This window comes from Thermoanaerobaculia bacterium (assembly GCA_035260525.1).
Lineage (GTDB): Bacteria > Acidobacteriota > Thermoanaerobaculia > UBA5066 > DATFVB01 > DATFVB01.
On sequence record DATFVB010000273.1, the window covers coordinates 1 to 2,923 of the forward strand.

The following is a 2,923-nucleotide window of genomic DNA, read 5'->3' on the forward strand; positions in this document are numbered from 1 at the left end:
GGGCCCGTCTTCCAGCACGTCTGGCCGCGCCTCGATGATGACGTCAACTGATGTCGCTGAGTGGTGCGGATCTCTTCGGTCTGGCCGCGCCCTCGCCGTCGCATTCGACTGAAATCACTTCCTTCGCCGCTTCGCGATACGGGAATCGTCGGGGGACACGCCTCCCGGCACGCGAGTGCGACGGCATCGACTCGATCCAGGCCGCGCCTTTCACTAGAATCCCGGCCATGCCGGACGAAACCCTTCGCAATGTCTCCGACACCGCGCTGTGGGTCGCGCAGTACCGGGTGATGGAGAGCGAGCGGCCGGACGCGATCTTCCGCGATCCGCTGGCGAAGAGGCTCGCGGGGGAACGAGGCGCGGAGCTCGTTCGCCGCATGAAGGTGGGCGACTTGGCCTGGCCGATGATCGTCCGCACGGCCGTCATGGACGAGATCATCCTTCGCTCGGTCGAGCGCGAGGGCGTGGATTGCGTTCTCAACATGGCGGCCGGGCTCGACGCGCGCCCCTATCGGCTGCCGCTCCCGAGCTCGCTTCGGTGGATCGAGGCCGACCTCCCCGCGATGGTCGCCTACAAGACGGAGAAACTCGCGGGGGAGACGCCCGTCTGCGCGCTCGAGCGCGTCGCGGCGGACCTCACGGACCCGACCGCGCGGCGGAGCCTCTTCGCCCGCGCCGCGGAAGGCGCATCGGCGATCCTCGTCGTCACCGAGGGACTCCTGGCGTATCTCGCTCCCGAGCAGGTGGCGGCGCTCGCCGGCGACCTCGCCGCCGAGCCGGCGATGCGGCTCTGGCTGATCGACATCGCCTCGCCGCGGCTGAAGAAGATGCTCGACCGCCGCGTCGGGAGGCACGTCGGGGAGGCGAACGCGCCGTTCCGCTTCGCTCCGGCCGAAGGGACGAGATTCTTCGAACCGCGCGGCTGGAAGGAGAGGGAGTTCCGGTCGACGATCGAGGAAGGGATGCGTCTGGACCGAAAGCCGAAGATGGCCTGGCTCCTCTCCCTCATGCTGCGGCTCGGGTCTGCCGCCCGGCGCGAGGAGATGCGCCGGATGGGAGGGATCGTCCTGCTCGATCGCATCTGAGCGGGCCGCTCCCCGGGTCGGCTTCCGGCGGTCGGGCGGTCAGGGGCGCGTACATCATCGGTCGTCGTCCTTTGCGAACGGAGCGCGGTCGTCGAATGGGTTCGCGCACCGCGGCCGGCAGCGTTTCTCGGACGGGTCCCGACGGCGGTAGCATCGGTGACGAGGGGGACCATGGGATTCGATTCGGCCCACGGGCGGGCGGAACCCTGATGCACGACCGGTTTCTCCTGCGGGACGCCATGGACGCGGTCCTCGCGCCGGGGCGGGCGGCGACGGCCGGGCGCGAGCAGCGGCTGGCCGAGATGCAACCGGAAAGGAGCGCGGCGGAGATCCGGGAGGCATTTGTCTATTGCGGCCGGGCGGAAGCAGAGGCCGCCGTCTGCGCCGACCAGGTTCGCCAGGCCCGGCTGACCTTCGATTCGGCGCTGGCGTGTCTCGCCGAGCAGTTCCCCGAGCTGGACGTGGATCAGCTCCGCCGCGCTTTCGATCTCGCGATCGGACGCTCGCGCGGCTGACGGCCGGAGCGGCCGGGGGAAATCGCGCTCGCCGGGTGCGGGAGTGATTCCGTTGAATCTGGCGGAAGAAGACGCGGCCGCGGAGAATCGTCGCCGCGTGGGAGTGGTCGTCGACCGTCCGGATCTGCGGGGAAGAGTCGCGGTCTTCGAGGACCGGGAAGACGCCGGCCGAGCGCTCGCGTCGCTCCTCGGCCGCTATCGCGGGAGCGGAGCGGTGCTCGTCGCGATTCCGGCCGGTGGTGTCCCGGTCGCGGCCGCCGCCGCGGCCGAGCTGGGTCTCCCGCTCGACGTCGCGGTCGTCTCGAAGATCACGCCTCCGCAGAGCACCGAGATCGGTTACGGCGCCGTCGCGTTCGACGGCACGTCCCGCATCGACTCCGAGCCGGCCGACGACCTGGGCCTCTCCGGCGACGTTCGCCGCCGCGGAATCGAACGGACGGCGGAGAAGGTCCGCCGCCGCGTCGGGCGGCTGCGGGGGGGCGTCCCCGCCCCCGACGTCGCCGGAAAGACGGCGATCCTGGTCGACGACGGAATCGCGAGCGGCATGACGCTTCTCGTCGCCGCCGAGGCGGTGAAGAAGCTCGGCCCCGCGGAGATCGTGATCGCCGCGCCCACCGGCCACGCACGGAGCGTCGAGCGGCTCGCGCGTTTCGTGGAAGCCGTCTGTTGCGCGAACATCCGGGGCGGCCTCGGGTTCGCGGTGGCGGACGCGTACCGGCGGTGGACCGACGTCGCGGACGACGAGGTCGAGAGGATCCTCGCCCGATCGCGGGTCGGCGTTCCGGCGGCGCGGCCCGACTGACACGCCGCCCGAATTCCGCCTTTCCGGCTTCGCGCTGGCACGCCGCTGGCTTTTCCCCCGACTGCCGGGAGCGCCTCGCTTTCCGGCGATCGGAGGGCCGCGATGGCACCATGGATCTCGCGGTGCTACGGGACCGCGCCGCGGCGCGGGCGCGCGGCGGTGCGCGTTCTCTTCCTCGGCGTCCTGCTGGCGAAGATCGCCACGGCGGCCGAGACCGACAACCTGACCTATCGGTACGTTCCTCTGGAAGAGTCCGCCGCGAAGCTCGATCGGATGGTGAACGCGACTCTCGAGAAGGTCGCGGCGCGTGCGAACGCCCGGTTGCGCGCGCGGCCGGACCCGAGGAGCGCGACCGACGCGGAAGTCGAGCTCGCATTCGTCGACGCCTACCGGGACGCCGTCCTCCGCCGGTTCGACGACCGCCTCCTTCCCGTCTTCGGCGCATGCATCGAGCGCGACGATTGCCCGGGATGGCCGCGGTTCGAGCGCATCGTCCTGATCGGCCGGGAGAGCATCTACGA

Annotated in this window: 4 protein-coding genes; all 4 read left to right on the top strand. The window is 71.0% G+C overall.

Annotated elements, in window-relative coordinates:
- The first annotated feature begins 227 nt into the window (after positions 1-227).
- The gene (locus VKH46_13245) at positions 228-1,085 is read left to right on the top strand and encodes a class I SAM-dependent methyltransferase (GenBank protein HKB71805.1); all 858 of its coding nucleotides are present in this window, start codon (positions 228-230) and stop codon (positions 1,083-1,085) included.
- 209 nt (positions 1,086-1,294) lie between these two features.
- Positions 1,295-1,600: a hypothetical protein gene (locus VKH46_13250; GenBank protein ID HKB71806.1), complete on the top strand. Its 306-nt coding sequence runs from the start codon at positions 1,295-1,297 to the stop codon at positions 1,598-1,600.
- A 97-nt stretch (positions 1,601-1,697) separates the two neighbouring features.
- Complete coding sequence (locus tag VKH46_13255) at positions 1,698-2,402, top strand: phosphoribosyltransferase family protein (GenBank protein HKB71807.1); 705 nt, start codon at positions 1,698-1,700, stop codon at positions 2,400-2,402.
- 102 nt (positions 2,403-2,504) lie between these two features.
- Positions 2,505-2,923: hypothetical protein (locus tag VKH46_13260; protein ID HKB71808.1), on the top strand; the 419-nt coding region annotated here is incomplete at its 3' end.

Bases quoted from the DNA above. Each gene is read 5' to 3' on its own strand.
- VKH46_13245 (HKB71805.1), top strand. From the start codon at position 228: ATGCCGGACGAAACCCTTCGCAATGTCTCCGACACCGCGCTGTGGGTC.
- VKH46_13250 (HKB71806.1), top strand. From the start codon at position 1,295: ATGCACGACCGGTTTCTCCTGCGGGACGCCATGGACGCGGTCCTCGCG.